Origin of the sequence: uncultured Maribacter sp., from assembly GCF_947500405.1 — a bacterium.
Taxonomy (GTDB): Bacteria; Bacteroidota; Bacteroidia; order Flavobacteriales; family Flavobacteriaceae; genus Maribacter_B.
The window spans coordinates 1-263 of sequence record NZ_CANMRY010000082.1; the positions used below are offsets into that span (position 1 = coordinate 1).

Consider the following 263-nt stretch of genomic DNA (forward strand, 5'->3'; position numbering starts at 1 on the left):
GATACCGCAAACAAATCTACCGATGTTGCTTTAGGTACTTCCGATGTTGCTTTCCCAACACAAAATGCCGTTAAAACTTATGTAGATAATCAAGTAGGTACCATCACTACCGATGATGATATTTCTGCTGTTACTTTTGATGGTACTAACTTAAGTGTTACCGAAAGCGGTACTACGCTTTCTGCCGACCTTTCTGATTTAGAAGAATCTGCAGATATTACTGCGAATACCAATGCTATTACTAGCAACGATACCGATATTAC

General features: G+C 38.8%; 1 protein-coding gene. It reads left to right on the forward strand.

The features are described from left to right. Nucleotides 1-263 (forward strand): hypothetical protein (locus Q0945_RS16070; protein ID WP_299436706.1); only part of this gene is annotated, 263 nt, incomplete at both ends.